Source organism: Polynucleobacter sp. IMCC30063, assembly GCF_021395235.1.
GTDB lineage: Bacteria > Pseudomonadota > Gammaproteobacteria > Burkholderiales > Burkholderiaceae > Polynucleobacter.
In genome coordinates, this window is sequence record NZ_JAJVCQ010000001.1 from 339,400 (window position 1) to 358,460 (window position 19,061).

At 46.5% G+C, this 19,061-nt stretch carries 25 protein-coding genes; 23 read left to right on the plus strand and 2 right to left on the minus strand.

Annotated elements, in window-relative coordinates; genetic code table 11:
* Nucleotides 1–18 precede the first annotated feature (18 nt).
* The 13 genes from LZG75_RS01845 to hisD all read left to right on the plus strand — a co-directional run bounded on the left by LZG75_RS01845 (nt 19) and on the right by hisD (nt 10,448).
* Nucleotides 19–1,482 carry a glutamate synthase subunit beta gene (locus LZG75_RS01845; RefSeq protein WP_233923258.1) on the plus strand — a complete coding sequence of 488 codons (1,464 nt, stop codon included), beginning with the start codon at nt 19–21 and terminating at the stop codon, nt 1,480–1,482.
* Nucleotides 1,483–1,489: 7 nt separating this feature from the next.
* Nucleotides 1,490–2,347, plus strand: coding sequence for an ABC transporter ATP-binding protein (locus tag LZG75_RS01850; protein WP_233923257.1), 858 nt, complete (start codon nt 1,490–1,492; stop codon nt 2,345–2,347).
* Complete coding sequence (gene mlaE, locus LZG75_RS01855) at nt 2,347–3,150, plus strand: lipid asymmetry maintenance ABC transporter permease subunit MlaE (protein WP_233923256.1); 804 nt, start codon at nt 2,347–2,349, stop codon at nt 3,148–3,150. Before LZG75_RS01850 ends, mlaE begins: the two co-directional genes overlap by 1 nt.
* A 28-nt stretch (nt 3,151–3,178) precedes the next feature.
* A complete protein-coding gene (gene mlaD / locus LZG75_RS01860; RefSeq protein ID WP_233923255.1) occupies nt 3,179–3,673 on the plus strand; it encodes an outer membrane lipid asymmetry maintenance protein MlaD in 495 nt (164 codons plus the stop codon).
* Nucleotides 3,670–4,413, plus strand: a complete 744-nt coding sequence (locus LZG75_RS01865; protein ID WP_233923254.1) for a VacJ family lipoprotein — start codon at nt 3,670–3,672, stop codon at nt 4,411–4,413. Before mlaD ends, LZG75_RS01865 begins: the two co-directional genes overlap by 4 nt.
* Before the next feature lie 67 nt (nt 4,414–4,480).
* The gene (locus LZG75_RS01870; RefSeq protein WP_233923253.1) at nt 4,481–5,125 is read left to right on the plus strand and encodes a phospholipid-binding protein MlaC; all 645 of its coding nucleotides are present in this window, start codon (nt 4,481–4,483) and stop codon (nt 5,123–5,125) included.
* Between the two features lie 24 nt (nt 5,126–5,149).
* Nucleotides 5,150–5,413, plus strand: a complete 264-nt coding sequence (locus tag LZG75_RS01875) for a lipid asymmetry maintenance protein MlaB (protein WP_233923252.1) — start codon at nt 5,150–5,152, stop codon at nt 5,411–5,413.
* A complete protein-coding gene (locus LZG75_RS01880; RefSeq protein ID WP_233923251.1) occupies nt 5,410–6,162 on the plus strand; it encodes an ABC transporter ATP-binding protein in 753 nt (250 codons plus the stop codon). The genes LZG75_RS01875 and LZG75_RS01880 overlap by 4 nt, the downstream gene beginning before the upstream one ends.
* Entirely contained in the window at nt 6,159–6,938 is a 780-nt protein-coding gene (locus LZG75_RS01885; protein WP_233923250.1) for an ABC transporter permease, read from the plus strand. The genes LZG75_RS01880 and LZG75_RS01885 overlap by 4 nt, the downstream gene beginning before the upstream one ends.
* Before the next feature lie 19 nt (nt 6,939–6,957).
* Nucleotides 6,958–7,206, plus strand: a complete 249-nt coding sequence (locus LZG75_RS01890; RefSeq protein ID WP_233923249.1) for a BolA family protein — start codon at nt 6,958–6,960, stop codon at nt 7,204–7,206.
* A gap of 14 nt (nt 7,207–7,220) precedes the next feature.
* On the plus strand, nt 7,221–8,483 hold the full coding sequence (gene murA, locus LZG75_RS01895; RefSeq protein WP_233934855.1) for a UDP-N-acetylglucosamine 1-carboxyvinyltransferase: 1,263 nt from the start codon (nt 7,221–7,223) through the stop codon (nt 8,481–8,483).
* A gap of 7 nt (nt 8,484–8,490) precedes the next feature.
* Nucleotides 8,491–9,120 (plus strand): ATP phosphoribosyltransferase, encoded by a 630-nt coding sequence (gene hisG, locus LZG75_RS01900; protein ID WP_233923247.1) that lies wholly within the window; start codon nt 8,491–8,493, stop codon nt 9,118–9,120.
* A complete protein-coding gene (gene hisD, locus LZG75_RS01905; protein WP_233934856.1) occupies nt 9,117–10,448 on the plus strand; it encodes a histidinol dehydrogenase in 1,332 nt (443 codons plus the stop codon). The genes hisG and hisD overlap by 4 nt, the downstream gene beginning before the upstream one ends.
* Before the next feature lie 13 nt (nt 10,449–10,461).
* Here hisD and hisC read toward each other — a convergent pair whose 3' ends face one another.
* A complete protein-coding gene (gene hisC / locus LZG75_RS01910) occupies nt 10,462–11,526 on the minus strand; it encodes a histidinol-phosphate transaminase (RefSeq protein ID WP_233934857.1) in 1,065 nt (354 codons plus the stop codon).
* Between the two features lie 107 nt (nt 11,527–11,633).
* Here hisC and hisB point away from each other — a divergent pair, with 107 nt between their 5' ends.
* From hisB to tatC, 10 genes are all read left to right on the plus strand, one after another.
* Nucleotides 11,634–12,221, plus strand: a complete 588-nt coding sequence (hisB, locus tag LZG75_RS01915) for an imidazoleglycerol-phosphate dehydratase HisB (RefSeq protein ID WP_233923244.1) — start codon at nt 11,634–11,636, stop codon at nt 12,219–12,221.
* Between the two features lie 63 nt (nt 12,222–12,284).
* Entirely contained in the window at nt 12,285–12,938 is a 654-nt protein-coding gene (gene hisH / locus LZG75_RS01920; RefSeq protein ID WP_233923243.1) for an imidazole glycerol phosphate synthase subunit HisH, read from the plus strand.
* A gap of 25 nt (nt 12,939–12,963) precedes the next feature.
* Nucleotides 12,964–13,725, plus strand: a complete 762-nt coding sequence (gene hisA / locus LZG75_RS01925; RefSeq protein WP_233934858.1) for a 1-(5-phosphoribosyl)-5-[(5-phosphoribosylamino)methylideneamino]imidazole-4-carboxamide isomerase — start codon at nt 12,964–12,966, stop codon at nt 13,723–13,725.
* 12 nt (nt 13,726–13,737) lie between these two features.
* Nucleotides 13,738–14,496 (plus strand): imidazole glycerol phosphate synthase subunit HisF, encoded by a 759-nt coding sequence (gene hisF / locus LZG75_RS01930; RefSeq protein ID WP_233934859.1) that lies wholly within the window; start codon nt 13,738–13,740, stop codon nt 14,494–14,496.
* A gap of 23 nt (nt 14,497–14,519) precedes the next feature.
* Nucleotides 14,520–14,936 carry a phosphoribosyl-AMP cyclohydrolase gene (gene hisI, locus LZG75_RS01935; RefSeq protein WP_233923240.1) on the plus strand — a complete coding sequence of 139 codons (417 nt, stop codon included), beginning with the start codon at nt 14,520–14,522 and terminating at the stop codon, nt 14,934–14,936.
* Complete coding sequence (locus LZG75_RS01940; protein WP_233934860.1) at nt 14,920–15,321, plus strand: phosphoribosyl-ATP diphosphatase; 402 nt, start codon at nt 14,920–14,922, stop codon at nt 15,319–15,321. The genes hisI and LZG75_RS01940 overlap by 17 nt, the downstream gene beginning before the upstream one ends.
* On the plus strand, nt 15,318–15,683 hold the full coding sequence (locus LZG75_RS01945; RefSeq protein ID WP_233923238.1) for a histidine triad nucleotide-binding protein: 366 nt from the start codon (nt 15,318–15,320) through the stop codon (nt 15,681–15,683). The genes LZG75_RS01940 and LZG75_RS01945 overlap by 4 nt, the downstream gene beginning before the upstream one ends.
* Before the next feature lie 28 nt (nt 15,684–15,711).
* Nucleotides 15,712–15,939: a Sec-independent protein translocase subunit TatA gene (gene tatA / locus LZG75_RS01950; RefSeq protein ID WP_233923237.1), complete on the plus strand. Its 228-nt coding sequence runs from the start codon at nt 15,712–15,714 to the stop codon at nt 15,937–15,939.
* Nucleotides 15,940–15,958: 19 nt separating this feature from the next.
* Complete coding sequence (gene tatB, locus LZG75_RS01955) at nt 15,959–16,453, plus strand: Sec-independent protein translocase protein TatB (RefSeq protein WP_233923236.1); 495 nt, start codon at nt 15,959–15,961, stop codon at nt 16,451–16,453.
* Nucleotides 16,454–16,468: 15 nt separating this feature from the next.
* Nucleotides 16,469–17,323, plus strand: coding sequence for a twin-arginine translocase subunit TatC (gene tatC / locus LZG75_RS01960; RefSeq protein WP_233934861.1), 855 nt, complete (start codon nt 16,469–16,471; stop codon nt 17,321–17,323).
* Nucleotides 17,324–17,347: 24 nt separating this feature from the next.
* On the opposite strand, the gene LZG75_RS01965 is transcribed toward tatC, so the two are convergent.
* A complete protein-coding gene (locus LZG75_RS01965; RefSeq protein ID WP_233934862.1) occupies nt 17,348–18,856 on the minus strand; it encodes a sel1 repeat family protein in 1,509 nt (502 codons plus the stop codon).
* Nucleotides 18,857–19,061: the final 205 nt, after the last annotated feature.

Below are 19,061 nucleotides of genomic sequence, written 5' to 3' on the forward strand. Positions count from 1 at the left end.
AAAAGGAACACAGGGGTTATGGGTAAGGTTACGGGTTTTATGGAATTCGAGCGGGTCAATGAGACCTACGAGGCACCAACGCAACGCATTCATCATTACAAAGAGTTTGTGCTGGCTTTAGAGGACGCAGAGGCGCAAGTGCAAGGCGCGCGCTGCATGGATTGTGGCATTCCCTTTTGCAATAACGGCTGCCCCGTAAACAATATCATCCCCGATTTTAACGATTTGGTTTTTCGTGGTGATTGGCAAAATGCGCTTGATGTTTTGCACTCAACCAATAATTTTCCTGAGTTTACTGGACGTATTTGTCCAGCGCCGTGCGAGGCTGCGTGCACCCTAACAATCAATCGCGCGCCGGTTGGCATTAAGTCTATTGAACACGCCATTATTGATAAAGGCTGGGAAAATGGTTGGGTTAAGCCACAGCCAGCTAAACACAAAACAGGTAAGCGCATTGCAATTGTTGGTTCTGGCCCAGCAGGGATGGCGGCAGCGCAACAACTTGCTCGGGTTGGCCATGAGGTTACCGTCTATGAAAAAAATGATCGGGTAGGCGGCTTATTACGTTACGGCATTCCAGATTTTAAAATGGAAAAATGGCTCATTGATCGGCGTGTCGAACAAATGCAAGCCGAGGGCGTCGTATTTAAAACTAGCGTTTTTGTTGGTAAAGAGGCTCTGCACGAGAAAATTAAAAATTACTCAAGCAAGACTATAGATCCAGCAGAATTACTTGCTACATTTGATGCGGTCATTATTTCGGGGGGCGCCGAGCAGCCGCGCGATTTGCCGGTACCAGGCAGAGAATTAAGTGGCATTCATTACGCGCTCGAATTTTTAATTCCGCAAAATAAAGAAGTTGCTGGTGATAGTACGAATGAAATTCGGGCTACGGATAAGCATATTGTGGTGATTGGCGGCGGCGATACGGGTTCGGATTGTGTGGGCACATCGAATCGACACGGGGCTAAAAACGTGACCCAATTCGAACTTTTGCCCCAACCACCTGAGCGCGAAAATACCCCCTTAGTTTGGCCCTATTGGCCGACCAAATTACGCACCTCATCTTCACATGAAGAAGGCTGTGAGCGTGATTGGTCGGTAGCAACCAAACGCTTTGAAGGTAAAAACGGTAAAGTAGAAAAATTAATTGGCGTGCGCTTAGAGTGGCAAGATGGCAAGATGGCCGAAATGCCCAACTCAGAGTTTGAAATCAAAGCCGATTTAGTTCTTTTGGCAATGGGCTTTGTTTCGCCCGCCCAGCAAATTCTGGCTGCATTTGGGGTTGAGCAAGATGCACGCGGTAACGCTAAAGCTACTGTAGATGGGCAAAAGGCCTATCACACGAACATTCCACAAGTGTTTGCTGCCGGCGATATGCGCCGCGGACAATCTTTAGTGGTTTGGGCGATTCGTGAAGGACGCCAATGCGCGCGTGCGGTGGATGAGTTTCTAATGGGCTCTTCCGTTTTGCCTCGATAATGCCAGCATGCATAAAGGTTTATCCCCCTCACTCTCTCAACCCTTAGCTTCAAGCTTTGCAGGAGAAGTGGTGGTCGCCATTCGGGGCGTTGATTTTTCCTACAATCTAGGCGAGCGGCAAATTTTGTCTGGTTTAAATATGGAATTTAAGCGTGGCCAAGTCGTTGCGGTAATGGGCGGCTCAGGTTGCGGTAAGACGACCATCTTACGTTTAATTGGTGGTCAATATACCGCGCAGCGTGGCCAAGTTATATTTGAAGGCCAAGATATCGGCAAGCTAAGCACAGCGCAATTGATGCACGCCCGCAGACGGATGGGGATGCTTTTTCAATTCGGCGCACTTTTTACCGATCTCAGTGTTTTTGAAAATGTGGCCTTTCCTTTGCGTGAACACACTGACTTAAATGAAGCCTTACTGCAGACCTTGGTGCTGATGAAATTAAATGCTGTGGGCTTACGTGGAGCTCGTGATTTAATGCCGGCGCAAATTTCGGGCGGCATGGCAAGGCGGGTTGCCTTAGCGCGTGCCATCGCACTAGATCCACCACTAATTATGTATGACGAACCATTTGCCGGACTAGACCCAATTTCATTGGGGATTACGGCACGCTTAATTCGTAATTTAAATGATGCACTTGGTTCCACTAGCCTCTTAGTAACTCATGATGTCGAAGAAACTTTTGCAATTGCAGACTATGTGTATTTCATTGCCAATGGCAAAATTGGCGCTGAAGGCACGCCAGCAGAGTTAAGTCATTCGCTTGATCCCTTTGTACGCCAATTTTTGGACGCTTCACCCGATGGCCCAGTGCCATTTCATTATCCTGGACTGAGTTTGCAAGATGATTTTGAGATGAGGGTGTAATGGCGAATTTAGCGCTTCACAAAACCCTCGATTTTTTTGCTGACCTGGGGTTTTTTATACGTAGAAATGTTACCGACCTTGGTTACGCTACGCGCATGTTTTTGGCCATTTTGTTACGTTCTGGCTCGCTGTTGCGTAGGCCCAGCTTAGTTTTAGATCAAATTCTTTTTCTTGGTAACCATTCATTTGTCATCATTGCAGTCTCGGGTTTATTTGTGGGTTTTGTATTGGGCTTGCAAGGTTATTACACCTTAAACCGGTATGGCTCAGAGCAAGCACTGGGCCTATTGGTGGCTTTATCTTTAACGCGCGAGCTTGGCCCAGTCATTACGGCCCTGCTTTTTGCTGGGCGTGCAGGCACTTCATTAACGGCTGAAATTGGTCTCATGAAAGCAGGCGAACAATTAACGGCGATGGAAATGATGGCGGTTGATCCTTTGCGGCGCGTGATGGCACCTCGCTTATGGGCCGGAATGATTGCAATGCCGATTTTGGCGACCATATTTACTGCTGTCGGTATTTTTGGCGGCTATTTAGTTGGAGTACCGTTAATTGGGGTAGATACCGGTGCATTTTGGGCACAGATGCAAGGTGGCGTCGATTTATTTAGCGATATTGGTAATGGTTTTATTAAAAGCCTTGTCTTTGGAGTGGCTGTCACCTTTATTGCCTTGTATCAAGGGTACGAGGCTAAGCCAACTCCAGAGGGCGTTTCGCGCGCCACGACTCGCACAGTGGTGCTATCTTCCTTGACCGTCCTAGCGCTTGATTTTTTGCTAACCGCATTGATGTTTTCGAATTGAAATATTGAGGGAATAAACTGAGATTCTTATGAGAAAAAGAGCAATTGATATTTGGGTTGGGTTATTTGTCGCTATTGGCCTATTGGCTGCTTTATTTTTAGCGCTAAAAGTGGGGAATATGAATGCGATTTCATTTCAACCTACTTACACTGTAACGGCGCGCTTTGACAATATTGGCGGGCTAAAACCACGTGCGCCAGTAAAAAGTGCCGGGGTAGTCGTGGGTCGGGTGGGCAGTATTTCTTTTGATGACAGTACATATCAAGCTACTGTACTTTTAACCCTAGATACAAATTATAAATTTCCGCAAGATTCCTCGGCCAAAATTTTGACTTCGGGTTTGTTGGGCGAGCAATATATCGGTCTTGAGGCCGGTGGCGCTGACCAGATGTTGGCGCAAGGTAGCAAGATTACCCAGACTCAATCAGCCATCGTGCTTGAAAGTTTGATTAGTCAATTTTTATATAACAAAGCTGCCGATAGCGGACAAGATAAAGGCAGCACTACAGGCGCAAGTAAGTGAAAATAGTTTTACGGCGTGCTTTAGTGACGCTCGTGTCGACGCTGTTATTCGCTTGCGCTAGCATTCCTGCTGGCACTCAACCCTCTGAGGCCGATCCTTGGGAACCCATGAATCGAGCTGTATTTGCTTTTAATGAGGTGCTCGACGAATATTTACTCAAACCAATTACGGCGGCGTATCGTTTTATTTTGCCTGAAATAGTACGTACTGGTATTTATAATGTTTTTGGAAACTATAACGATATTTATACTGCCTTAAATAATTTATTACAAGGTAAGCCCGCTTTAGCATTTAATGATTTCATGCGCGTAATGGTCAATACCATTTTTGGTCTTGGGGGCTTGCTCGATGTTGCTACCCCCGCAGGCCTGGATAAACACAAAGAAGATTGGGGTCAAACCTTTGGGGTTTGGGGTGTGCCTGCTGGGCCCTATGTCGTGTTACCCTTCTTTGGTCCAAGTTCGGTACGCGATACTTTTGGCACGGTTGCCGATCTCGAATCCGACTATTTATTTACATACGTAAAAGATATTGGTTTACGCAACTCAATTACTGCGTTGCGAGTAATTAATGCACGTAATACGTATTACGAAGCCGGAGATTTGCTAGATGGTGCGGCAATCGATAAGTACACCTTTTTAAGAGATTCTTATATTCAGCGGCGCGCATATCAAATTAATGACGGACGTACTACAGATGAAGAACCATTAATGCCGCCTTATGAAAATCCATACGAGTAATTTTAGGCTAGTAAGGCTAAAATTAGCACTCGATTGTTGAGATCCATTATTGCTAGAAAGTGTAAACATGTTGAAAGTAATAGCTTGGGGACTTTGTTTGTTGAGTGCGGTAGCCTTGGCGCAGGGTGTAACTAGTCCCGCCCCAGTTACTCCGCCCGATATGTCAACGCCTGACGGCATGATTAAAGCGGTGGTAAGCGAGGTAATGGCAGCTGTGAAGGCCGACCCCGAAATTCAAAAAGGTAATATTCCCCGCATTGTTGAATTAGTTGAAAAGAAAATTGTGCCCAATGCTGATATGCGTCGGACAACTGAAATGGCTATGGGCGCGAATTGGAAAAAAGCAACTCCCGAACAGCAAACTCAACTCATTCAGGAGTTCAAAACATTATTAATGCGTACGTATTCTGGCGCGATTAGTCAATTACGCGAGCAAACAATCCAGTTCAAGCCTTTGCGGGCAGCTGCAGACGATAAAGAGGTTACTGTTAAAACGGTGGTGCTGGGGCGTGGCGATCCGGTGCCCTTAGATTACCGCTTAGAAAAAACTGCGAATGGCTGGAAAGTCTATGACATGAATATTATGGGTGTTTGGCTCATTGAGGCATACCGTAATCAATTTACAAATCAAATTAGCCAAAATGGTATCGATGGACTGATTAAGTTTTTGCAAGAGCGTAATAAAGCACTAGCCGCTGGTAAGCCGAGTTAATTTTTTACTAGCCAATTTCCGTTCATGCCCTATTTTTTGCCTGCCACTGTAACCTTAAAAAATGCTAGTCAGATTGAGGCTGATGGCTTAGCCAATTGGGCACATGTAAATGAAATTGATTGTGTCAACCTGAATCAATTCGATTCGTCCTTGTTGGCAATTTTATTAAATTGGCGAAAAAAACGCTTAGCAGATCAGGGTTATTTTTTAATCCTCAATGCGCCACCTAAGTTAGCAGTTTTAGCTCGCGTTTATGGCGTGGCAGAGTTGTTGGGCTTGCCCGCATGACGCTAGCGATTCGGGTTGACCATGTTTCTAAAAGCTATGGTGAATTACGTGCTTTAAATGATATCTCGCTTGAAATAGAGCAGGGCGAATTTTTTGGCCTACTTGGCCCGAATGGCGCAGGTAAAACGACCTTAATTTCAATTTTGGCAGGTTTATGTCGGGCTGACACGGGCTTGGTTGAGGTGATGAATACTAATATCCAAACTGATTTCCGTTTAGCGCGCAGACTCCTGGGGGTAGTACCTCAAGAGCTAGTCTTCGACCCCTTTTTTACAGTGCGTGAGGCCTTACGTTTTCAATCAGGCTATTTTGGACTACGTAATAATGAGGATTGGATTGATGAAATCATGGCCAATCTTGACCTTACCAGCAAAGCGAATAGTAATATGCGGACGCTGTCGGGCGGCATGAAACGCCGCGTATTAGTAGCACAAGCCTTGGTACATCGCCCCCCTGTTATCGTGTTAGATGAACCTACTGCTGGGGTTGATGTCGAGTTGCGTCAGTCCTTATGGCAATTTGTTAGCCGCCTTAATCAAGATGGGCACACTATTGTCTTAACTACCCATTATTTGGAAGAAGCTGAAGCCTTATGTCAACGCATTGCGATGCTCAAGCAGGGGCAAATTGTGGCCTTAGATACCACCGCAAACTTACTGAACCGCTATGGGGTTACAGCTAAAAGTGGCAGTGCAGACGTAGACCTAGAAGATGTTTTTGTCAATATCATGGCGCGTGATTTAGCATGAAGTCGATGCCAATTACATACGCTAGCGGCTTTCCTACGCTCTTGTATAAAGAGGTACTCCGCTTTTATAAAGTCAGCTTTCAAACTGTGGCTGCTCCAGTATTAACGGCCATTCTGTATTTGTTGATTTTTGGACAAGTCTTACAAGGCAAAGTACTGGTCTATGAGCGCATTAGCTACATTGCGTTTTTAGTGCCCGGTTTAGTGATGATGAGCTTATTACAAAATGCTTTTGCTAATACATCATCATCACTCATTCAGTCGAAAATAATGGGCAATTTAATTTTTGTGCTCTTAGCGCCATTAAGCTCATTTGAGTTTTATGCCGCATATGTGCTGGCCGCAATCGTGCGCGGTATCGCAGTAGCATCTGGAGTTTTATTGATCACCATCTGGTTTGTGCCACCGAGTTTTGAATATCCACTCTGGATCGTGGTCTTTGCATTATTAAGCGCAGCGATATTAGGTGGCATGGGATTAATTGCTGGCATTTGGGCCGACAAATATGATCAGTTAGCAGCCTTTCAGAATTTTTTAATCATGCCGGCGACAATGTTATCTGGGGTTTTTTATTCGATTCATAGCTTGCCACCAGTTTGGCAAATGATTTCGCATTTCAATCCATTCTTTTATATGATTGATGGTTTTCGCTATGGCTTTTTTGGCGTGTCTGATATTTCACCATGGACTAGCCTCATGATCGTGGGCGGGTTTTTTATCGCAGTTTCAGTAATTGCCGTACGTTTATTACAAACGGGCTTCAAATTACGTTATTAAAAATCAAATTGGAATAAACATGTTGCCTACACCAGAACAAATTGAGTCATACATTAAACAGAGTATTACTTGTACTCATTTAATGGTTGAGGGCGATGGCCAACATTTTTATGCCACGATTGTGAGCCCTGATTTTGAAGGTAAGCGCTTAGTTCAGCGTCATCAGCTGGTTTATGCAGCGATGGGTGAGCGCATGAAGGCCGAGGTACATGCACTTTCTATTAAGGCATTTACGCCGACTGAATACCTTGAAAATCCTCCGGCCTAATCAGCGCTGCCGCTATGGATAAGTTGCGCATGATTGGTGGCACCCCTTTACATGGGGAGGTTTTAATTGCGGGCGCAAAAAACGCTGCCTTACCGATTTTATGTGCCAGCCTCTTAAGCGCTGAACCGATCGAGCTAGAGAATGTACCCGACCTGCAAGATGTGCGTACTATGCTCAAAATTTTGCAACAAATGGGGGTGACAGTTAGCTTCCCTGAGCCCACTAAACGCAGTCGAATAATTTTACAGGCAGCCCATATTCCGCGCCCCGAGGCAACTTATGAGATGGTCAAAACCATGCGGGCCTCTATTTTGGTTTTAGGGCCCTTGTTAGCCAGAATGCATAGTGCCAAGGTATCTTTGCCCGGCGGTTGCGCAATTGGCGCGCGACCGGTTGATCAGCACATTAAAGGTTTAAAGGCCATGGGTGTGAGCATCAAAATTAAAGACGGATATATTCAGGCGCAAGCCGAACGCCTTTTGGGAGCCACAATTTTGACCGACATGATTACGGTTACTGGCACTGAAAATTTATTAATGGCGGCTTGTTTGGCTCAGGGCACCACCATTTTAGAAAATGCAGCACGCGAACCCGAGGTTGGTGATTTGGCTGAATTACTCGTGAAGATGGGAGCCCAGATTTCAGGTTTGGGCACCGAGCGTTTAGTGATCGAGGGAGTCGAACGACTGCATGGCGCGCAACACACCATTATTCCGGACCGCATTGAAGCCGGTACATTTTTATGTGCTGTAGCCGCCACAGGGGGGGAGATTTTGGTGAAGCACTGCCGCCCTGATAATTTAGAGGCCTTGCTAGCGAAGCTGAGAGAGGCGGGCTTAAAAATGGCAATCGGCCCCGATTGGATTAAGGCAAGTATGGCTGGTCGCCCTCAGGCAGTGAGTTTTGCAACCTCGGAATACCCTGCTTTCCCGACCGATATGCAGGCGCAGTTTATGGTCTTAAATGCCCTAGCCAGTGGCAGCGCCACCATGACCGAAACCATTTTTGAAAACCGCTTTATGCATGTGCAGGAACTCAATCGCCTGGGCGCCGAGATTGCGATTGATGGCAATACTGCCATGGCCCAAGGGGTTGAAAGCCTCTCAGGCGCTATTGTCATGGCTACCGATCTGCGGGCCTCAGCCAGTTTAGTCATAGCTGGCTTGGCAGCGCAAGGCGAAACCCAAGTTGAGCGTATTTACCATCTCGATCGGGGATATGATCGTATGGAGCAAAAATTGACACAATTAGGCGCGAACATCCAGCGCATGAAATAATTGCCTGATGAAGTTAACTCTAGCCCTTTCGAAGGGGCGTATCTTCGAAGAATCAATGGCAATCCTCAGTCGGGTTGGAATTCGGCCCTTAGAGGATCCTGAAAAATCACGTAAGCTCATTCTTGAGACTTCGCATGCCGATGTTCGCCTAATTATTGTGCGGGCTGCCGACGTACCGACCTATGTGCAATTTGGCGGTGCTGACTTTGGCGTCGCTGGCTTAGATAGCTTGCTTGAAAAAGGCAGCGAAGGTTTATATGTGCCACTTGATTTAGGTATTGCGCAATGTCGTATGTCCGTTGCTGTCCGCGCTGGCTTTGATTACGCTGCAGCAGTTCAGCAGGGCTCGCGTTTACGTGTGGCCACTAAATATGTAAATTGCGCGCGCGATCACTTTGCCAACAAAGGCGTTCATGTTGACACCATTCAGTTATATGGCTCGATGGAGTTAGCGCCTTTAGTTGGTTTGGCTGACGCGATCGTCGACTTGGTTTCAACGGGCAATACTTTAAAAGCCAATGGCTTGGTTGAGGTTGAGCGCATTGCTGATATTAGCGCGCGCTTGATTGTTAATCAGGCTGCTTACAAACGTAAGCGTAGCCAAATACAGCCTCTTCTAGACCAATTGCAGCCATGAGCGCAAGTGTGAAAATTCAGCGGCTTGAAAGCGGTGCGGCTAATTTTCAGCAAACCCTATTAGCTAGCCTATCTATTCCGCTTGCGGAAGATGTCGCAATTGATCTTAAGGTAGCGGAAATTATTCTAGCAATTCAAACTCATGGCGATCAGGCTTTACTTAAGTACACCAGTCAATTTGATCGCTTGCAGGTGCAAACCGCCCGCGCTTTAGAAATTCTGCCTAGCGAACTTGAAAAGGCTTACCTGCAATTGCCCGCAGACCAGTCTCAGGCTCTGAATAGTGCAGCCAAGCGTATTCGTAGCTACCATGATCAGCAACGCTTGCATGCTGGTTGTCAAACTTGGGATTACACCGAAGCCGATGGTACGCGGCTGGGACAAAAAGTGACTCCGCTGGATCGAGTAGGTATTTATGTGCCAGGGGGAAAAGCGGCCTATCCCTCATCCGTATTAATGAATGCTATTCCAGCCAAAGTGGCTGGGGTAGCTGAAGTCATTATGGTGGTGCCAACTCCCGCTGGCGTTCGCAATAATTTAGTCTTAGCAGCAGCGTGCTTAGCTGGAGTTGATCGGGTGTTTACTATAGGTGGTGCTCAAGCAATTGCTGCTTTAGCTTATGGCACAGCCACGATTCCTGCGGTCGATAAAATCGTCGGACCTGGCAATGCCTATGTTGCTGCTGCTAAGCGCAGGGTGTTTGGTCAGGTTGGGATCGATATGATTGCAGGACCATCAGAAATTTTAATTATTTGTGATGGCACTAGTAATCCCGATTGGGTGGCAATGGATTTATTTTCACAAGCAGAACATGATGAGCTGGCCCAATCAATCCTAGTTTGTCCTGATGTCAATTTTATCAATCAAGTCGATGCGAGTATGCAAAAACTCTTGCCGGAAATGCCACGCCAAGAAGTCATTCGCGCTTCTTTAGCGAAGCGGGCATTGTTCATCCAGGTAGATGATATGCAGCAGGCTTGTGAAATTGCCAACACCATAGCACCTGAGCATTTAGAAATTTGTGCACAAAATGCGCGGCAATGGGCAGAGTTGATTCGCCACGCCGGCGCCATCTTTATGGGTAACTACACCAGTGAATCGTTGGGCGATTATTGTGCCGGACCAAACCATGTATTACCAACCGCCCGTACGGCACGCTTTTCTTCGCCATTAGGTGTGTACGATTTCATTAAGCGGTCAAGCATGATTGAAGTAAGCGAAGCCGGTGCGCAAACCTTAGGTCAAATCGCTAGTGCCATCGCCCATGGTGAAGGTTTGCAAGCCCATGCTCGCGCCGCAGAAATGCGTCTCAAAAAACCTGGCGCTTAGCGCTGAATAAATACTAAACAATTTCTTGCAATACTTGAATGAGTTCAGCGTTTTGCTCATCTGTGCCAATCGTAATGCGTAAAAAATCTGCGATGCGCGGTAAATTAAAGTGCCGCACGACGATCCCTCTGGCCCTGAGAGTTTGATATAACTCAAGGCCAGTATGTTTGGGGTGGCGGGTAAAAACAAAATTGGCAGTCGAGGGAATGGTATTAAAACCTAGTCGATCAAGAGCGGCAATTAATTCCTGGCGGGTAGCAATCACTTTAGCGGACATGGCTTCTAAGTACTGTTGATCTGCAATAGCTGCGCGTGCGCCAGCTTGCGCTAAACGTCCCAAGGGATAGGAATTAAAACTATTTTTCACCCGTTCTAAGGCCTCAATGAGGCGGGGATGACCCATGGCAAAACCCACCCGTAAACCTGCCAAGGCTCGGGATTTTGAGAGCGTCTGAATCACTAATACATTTTCTGGGCAGCCGGCCCCTTGCAATAGTGGCACGCAAGATTCCGTACCGTAATCGACATAGGCCTCATCAATCACGATGACTGAATTGGGATTAGTTTGAATTAGGCCAGCTATGGCTTTGCTTGCTAAAGCGCGCCCGGTAGGCGCATTGGGGTTAGGAAAAATAATCCCGCCATTCGGCTTGGCATAGTCCTCTAGGCAAATTTCAAAATTACTTCCTAAGGGAATAGTTTGCGCCTGAATGCCAAATAGCTTGCAGTACACCGGGTAAAAACTATACGTAATATCCGGAAATAAAACAGCTTGCTCGTGCTTCAAAAGACCTAAAAAAACATGCGCCAAGACCTCATCAGAGCCATTTCCTAGAAAAATTTGTTCAGTCGCTAGGCCGAATTGCTCGGCAATGATTTGCTTTAGTTCGCAACCATGAGGATCGGGATACAGCCGCAAATCAGGCGTATTTTGCTCAGCAATGGCTGCGAGCACCATGGGCGAAGGTCCGTATGGGCTTTCATTGGTATTGAGCTTCAGCAGCCGCTTCAATTGAGGCTGCTCACCAGGCACATAGGGGGTAAGGGTGTGTACGACAGGGCTCCAAAAGCGACTCATGGGTTTAGGGTGGTGTTAGGGGGTGCAGTGTGAAGGGATAGTGCTGGGCAAGTGAGAATGATATTATGAGTCTTCAATCAATACTTCGCCTTTCGGCGCACTGAAGCATGCGGCAAGCCGACGTTACACGCAACACCTCAGAAACAAAAATCCACATTGCGCTCAATCTGGATGGTACTGGACAGGCTGAATTAGCCTCTGGTGTGCCCTTTCTTGATCACATGCTCGACCAAATTGCGCGCCATGGCATGATTGATTTAAAGGTCAGCGCCAATGGAGATACCCATATTGACGATCACCATACGGTCGAAGATGTCGGCATTGCTTTGGGACAGGCAATTGCCAAAGCGGTCGGCGATAAAACGGGCATTACCCGTTATGGCTATGCTTATGTGCCTTTGGATGAGACGCTATCAAGAGTGGTGATCGATTTTTCTGGACGCCCGGGCCTCGAGTTTAATGTGCCCTTTACCCGCGCGCGCGTGGGCGATTTTGATGTCGATTTAAGTATTGAGTTTTTCCGTGGTTTTGTGAATCATGCGGGGGTTACTTTACATATTGATAATTTACGCGGCGTGAATGCACATCATCAAATCGAAACAGTTTTTAAGGCTTTTGGGCGTGCTTTGCGCATGGCTTTAGCGATTGATCCGCGCGCTCCCAGTCTTGTTCCATCCACCAAGGGAAGTCTGTAATTATTTTCAAACCAGTTGAGAATAGCAAGATGCACCCTTTAAAACCAAAAACTGAAGGCCGCTTTGGCACACCATATTGCCATCGTTGATTACGGCATGGGAAACTTGCGCTCGGTTTATCAGGCGCTTAAGCAAGTGGCACCCAATACCGAGATTTTAATCGCGCGCACTGCTGCCGAAATTCAGCAAGCTCAACGGGTAGTTCTGCCTGGACAAGGAGCCATGCCCGACTGCATGAAGCATTTACATACCTCTGGCTTGCTTGAGACTGTATTAGCTGCCGCAAAAACTAAACCCCTATTAGGCATTTGTGTGGGCGAACAAATGCTCTTTGACAGTAGCGCTGAATCCTCTACAGCAACAGCGACGCCGTGCTTAGGATTAATTTCTGGCAAGGTCGAGCGTTTTGCTTTGGCTGGTCGCTTGCAGGCCGATGGCGCAGAATTTAAAGTCCCCCATATGGGCTGGAATCAAGTGCGGCAAGATAAGCCTCACTTTCTTTGGACTGGTATACCCGACCTTAGTAATTTTTATTTTGTGCATAGCTATTATGCTGTGCCAACCAACCCAGAAGACACCGTGGGTTCAACCGAATACGGCACATGGTTTGCTTCTGCCGTGGCGCGTGATAATATTTTTGCGACCCAATTTCATCCGGAAAAAAGTGCAGAATACGGTTTAATGCTGTATCGTAATTTTGTCGCTTGGCAACCTTAGATTAACTACCTATATCGATTTTATTATGCTGCTAATACCTGCAATTGATATCAAAGATGGTCACTGTGTACGTTTAGAACAAGGCGACATGGAGCGTGCCACGGTTTTCTCTGAAGACCCAGCTGCGATGGCAAAACACTGGCTTGCCAAAGGCGCACGGCGTTTACATTTAGTTGACTTAAATGGCGCTTTTGCGGGCAAACCTAAAAATGAATTAGCGATTAAAGCGATTTTAAAAGCAGTAGGCGATGAAATACCCGTTCAACTCGGTGGTGGTATTCGCGATTTAGAAACCATTGAGCGCTTCTTAGATGATGGCATTCAAACCATCATTATTGGCACAGCAGCAGTAAAAAATCCCGGTTTTTTACAAGATGCGTGCACTGCATTTAGTGGTCATATTATGGTTGGTATCGATGCGCGCGACGGTAAAGTTGCCACCGACGGGTGGAGCAAGCTTACTGGGCATGAGGTAATAGATTTGGGTAAGAAATTTGAAGACTATGGAGTTGAAGCCATTATTTATACCGATATTGGTCGCGACGGCATGTTGCAAGGGATTAATCTCGAAGCGACTTTAAAATTGGCGCAAGCTGTGCGAATTCCCGTCATCGCTAGTGGGGGATTATCTAGTAACGCCGATATCGATGCCTTGTGTGCGATTGAAAACGAAGGCGTGATGGGCGTGATTGCAGGACGTTCAATTTATGCGGGCGATTTAGATTTAACAGTAGCGCAGCAATATGCCGACCAGTTGTCAGAAAAATTGCGGCATGCCCAACCATGATCATGGCTATTGATGTTAACTAAGCGCATCATTCCTTGCTTAGATGTTACAGCAGGGCGGGTAGTGAAGGGTGTGAATTTTATTGGTTTGCGTGATGCTGGTGATCCACTTGAAATTGCCCAGCGCTATAACGATCAAGGTGCCGATGAATTAACTTTTTTGGATATCACGGCCACTTCAGATGGTCGTGATTTGTTATTACCTATTATTGAAGCCGTAGCAGCTAAGGTATTTATACCCCTTACCGTTGGTGGTGGCGTTCGTACTGTGCAAGACGTGCGCCGCTTGTTGAATGCAGGCGCTGATAAAGTCAGCATGAATTCATCAGCGGTACATAATCCTGATTTGGTTTCCGAAGCTGCTGCCTATTACGGTTCACAATGTATCGTGGTAGCAATTGATGCCAAACAAACAGCACCTGGTTTTTGGGAAGTATTTACCCATGGCGGCCGTAATGCAACCGGAATCGACGTCTTGGCTTGGGCTGCTGAAGTAAGTCAACGCGGAGCTGGTGAAATTTTGCTCACCAGCATGAATCGGGATGGCACCCAAGACGGGTTCGATTTGGCATTAACGGCGGCAGTTTGTCAGGCAGTACCTATTCCGGTCATTGCATCTGGCGGGGTAGGTAATTTACAGCACTTAGTTGATGGCATTACCAAGGGACATGCTGATGCTGTGCTCGCTGCAAGTATTTTTCATTACGGTGATTTCACCGTTAAACAAGCAAAAGAATTTATGGCCAGTCAGGGCATTGCCGTAAGGCAATAAGGAAATAAGTCAAAATACCATTTATGACTTCATTTATACCCACACCTACTTTGCAAAGCGGCCCTTGGCTGGAGCAAATTCAATGGAATCAGCAAGGCCTGGTACCCGTTATTGCTCAAGAAGTTGGCTCAGGCGATGTCTTAATGATGGCTTGGATGAATCGTGAGGCTTTATTAGCTAGCCTGCGTTTGGGGCAGGCGGTCTACTGGTCGCGCTCACGCAATCAGCTGTGGCACAAGGGTGCAGAGTCAGGGCACACCCAAACCATTGAGGCTATTGGCCTTGATTGTGATGGTGACACCCTCTTGTTGCAGGTCATCCAAAAAGACCGGATTGCGTGCCATACCGGGGCGCACAGTTGTTTTTTCCAGGTCTGGGATGCTGCTAGCGCAAGCTGGCTTAATGACGGCATAAAATTAGCCAATGACTCAGGTAAATAAAAAAATGTCGGCCGATGCAAATCTAGATGCTGTCTTAGCCCATTTGGCTGATGTTGTAGAACAGCGTCGTGTCGCTTTACAAAATGGTACCGCAGACCCAAGTACATCGTATATCGCCGCCCTATTCAGCAAGGGCGACGATGCCATTTTGAAAAAAATTGGCGAAGAGGCCACCGAAACTGTAATGGCGGCAAAAGATTCTCGACAGGCCAATTTAAGCCCCGCAATGCAAGCGCTTTTGGTTGGGGAAATGGCCGATTTATGGTTCCATTGCCTAGTTGCCCTAGCGCAATTTAATCTCCGCCCAGAAGACGTGTTAGCCGAGCTTACGCGTCGTGAAGGGGTTTCAGGCATAGCTGAAAAAGCCGGTCGAAAACCCGTATGAGCGTTTTAAGCCATGATCCGGATTGTTTATTTTGCAAAATTATTGCCGGGGTAATTCCGGCGCGGAAAATCTATGAGGATGATGAAATTTTCGCTTTTCACGATATTAAGCCGGCAGCCCCAGTTCATTTTCTAATGATTCCTAAAAAGCATTTACCGATGCTAGCGTCGGCAACGCACATTGACGCCCCTTTGCTAGGTAGAATGATGGCATTAGCCCCTCGTCTTGCTCAAGAACAAGGTTGTCGACCGGGTGAAGATGGCGGCTTTCGTTTAATGGTCAATAATGGCGCAGATGGCGGGCAAGAAGTCTATCACTTACATTTGCATGTGATGGGCGGTGAGCGGCCCTGGAAAAAGTAAGCAAGCTGATTGATTTAAGGAGAAAGAAATGGGTTCATTTAGTATTTGGCACTGGTTAATTGTGTTGGTTATTGTGATGCTAGTTTTTGGTACCAAAAAATTACGCAATATTGGTACCGATTTAGGTGGCGCGGTGAAAGGCTTTAAAGATGGCATGAAAACCAGCGAGGAAGCTAAAGCTGAACAAATTCCCCAACAGACTGCCAATGCCGCAGAAAAAACGGTCGATGTGCAAGCCAAAGATCTGAATAAATAGTTTTCATGATCGCCTGTAAATGATTGATTTAGGGGTTTCAAAGCTTGCCTTAATAGCAGTGGTAGCTTTAGTGGTCATTGGACCTGAGCGTTTACCCAAACTAGCCCGCATGGCAGGGAATTTGTTTGGTCGAGCGCAACGCTATATGGCTGAGGTGCGCAGTGAAGTCAATCGACAAATTGACTTAGATGAATTTAAAAAGTTGCGTGAAGAAAGTGCCGCAGCCATTAAAGATGTGGAAAGTAGTTTAAGCTCTACTTTTACCGAAGCTGGTGCGCACTTAAGTGATCAAGCTGATAGCTACGACTATTCCACCAGTAACAATACTTTTCCAGTTGGTTTGCAGATTGATGAAAACAAAGTATTTCGTGATAGCTTGCGTCAAGGCCGTGCCAGTTGGCGAGTTCGCCAAGCAGCGCGGCCACTGTGGTACAAACATGCCTCTGGAGTACGGCTGCGGGTGCAGTCGGGAGCGGCACGTATGAAGCGGTTTCGGCATAGCGCCGCGCAATAATGTTGAGACTAAATCATGCATGACCCTAGCGCCCATAATAATACGCAGCAGGACAATACCCAGCAAGCCAATACCAATTCAGATAATGCTTCTCCAGCCAGTGAGGGCTTGCAAGAAACTTTTATTTCGCATTTAGTTGAGCTGCGTGACCGCATTATTAAAGCAGCGCTTGCCATCATCATCATTTTTATGAGTTTGGTGTATTGGGCGCCGGAAATTTTTCATTTGTTTGCCCAGCCTTTATTAGCAGCTTTACCCAGCGGTGGAAAAATGATCGTGACTGACATTACAGGTTCCTTTTTTGTGCCGATGAAAGTTACCATGTTGGTTGCGTTTGTCATTGCCTTGCCAGTAGTGATGTATCAACTATGGGCTTTTATTGCGCCTGGACTATATACCCACGAACGCCGTTTAATCGTGCCTTTGGTCGTTAGTAGTTATTCTTTATTCATTATTGGTATGTCGTTCGCTTATTTTTTAGTATTCCCCACCGTCTTTAAATTCATGGCGCACTACAACGCTCCGCTAGGCGCCGAAATGCTGACCGATATCGATAACTATTTAAGTTTTGCAATGACCACCTTCTTAGCATTTGGGATTACCTTTGAGGTGCCCGTAGTTGTCGTGGTATTAGTGCGTATGGGTGTTGTACCCTTAGCTAAGCTTCGAGAAATTCGTCCATATGTGATTGTCGGTGCCTTTGTCGTTGCTGCAGTCGTAACGCCCCCCGATATTTTGTCGCAATTATTGTTAGCAGTTCCTATGTCTTTGTTGTATGAGCTCGGCTTATTTATTGCCCGTTTCTATGAAAAAAAACCTGCTCAAGTCAGCGACAAAGAGGCAACTGATGGCGCGGCAACGAATGCTTAAAATCGAGATTATGTACATGTTTGCTTAGTGGCCACGACTTGGGATGGGCAATTTTTTGGCGGCAAGGTGGTGGGCAAAATTTTGCAGTAACCATTGACTTAAGCGCTCGAAGCGATAACGCCGCTGGCGTAAATTTCCTTCACCTGCAGCCAAAAACTCATCATCGTTCGGTTCGCGAATTACTGCTAATTGTTCTAGTGCTTTGCTTGCAGCAAAAAGACAGCGACGCTGTTGGATGGTTTCAATTTGGGTGAGGCGTGGCAAAATTTTAGGCAATTCCCAACGCACATCTACCACCACACAATGTTCAAGTTGCAGCTGGTCAATTTCTGCCAACAATAACTCCGCTTTACTAAAATCAAATTGATTGGCAATCACAATTCGGTGGCACATCAGCATCCGTCCTCCAGTCAATTGATGATCGCTGTGTCGAGCTAAAGCGAGTTCAGCACATTGAGCCAAGTCAAACCACGCATTTTGTGCCGGGTTGGGACAGCTTAGTAAAATTTTCATCAATAAGGTATGGGCCGCTGTAATACCTTGTTGATGTGCTTGCCAGGCCCAATAAGAGGCTTGTAAGCCAGTGATTTTTTCCTGCAGCTTATCGCGTTTGCGCCATAAAGTGGCCGCTTTGCGAAACTGCGCTGCTGCATGCCCTAAGTCGGCAGCGCGATCAAAACAGCGATCACTTTCTTGGGCGCTATAACCTGAAAATTGGGGGCGACGATAAATTTCACCAAGTGCATACCAAGCTTGGGGATCCCCATCTTTGCCAGCCAACTCAAGCCAATGTACCGCTTTTTTCAGCGGCGCATTCGATTTACTCGAACCATTACTTTTTTCTGCTTGGATTTTAGGTTGTGCTAAACGTAAACCTAGGGTTAGTTTTGCAGTGGTTAGTCCTAACTCAGCCGCTTGTTGCAGCGCCGACTCATCTTGAGTCGACAGCCAGTTATTCCAAAGTGACGTGAGTAATTCATTTTTAGGCTGTAATTGAATTAATAGCTCTTTTGCTTTGTTCGCTAAAAAACTTTCTTCGGCAGCAATGATTTCTAAATAGCGCTTGCATTGGGTTTGTAGTTTTGCCAAGCCTTCAGTGTCACCGGGAAACCGTTTACTTAGCCATGCAGCCAATTGCTCCTGCAAGCTCAATTGCTGAGGATTTAATAAGAAATTAGCCAACTGCCAGCGGGCCTCACTATTACCCTCATGCGCTAACTCCCAAAATCGATCCCAAGCAAACTGAAATGATGGCGAGCCAAAAGTTGTCGCTAGCGGAATTTGCACTAATTGCGCAAACAATGCTCTAAGCGGGCTATTGGGGGGGTTACCAGGGGAATCAACTTGTAAGTGAGGAAGTGAGATTTTGCTTAGAGTGGCTAAATAGGCCTTTTCAAGCCAAACTAAGGCATTATTGGGCTGAATTGGGGTGTTAAAATAGCCCTGAAGATAAACTGCAGCCAGTTCTTGTTGCGCAAAAACATCACCCTGACGGGCAGAACGTAGTATTTTCAGGAATTCGCGACTTGCCATCTGACAATTTTGGCATCTAAATACCTTTAATACCCCAAAAATAGGGCCATGTTGTCGAGATACAACAAAGAAAACCAAAAAACTCCCTTTTCACAAGCAAAAAGCGGGGGTATCTGCCCTCAAGCTAAGTGGACCGCAGCAAAAGGTCGATACTTCATCAGTCCCGAATTTTTATGGGCGCATTCTTACTTTATGGAGATTTACG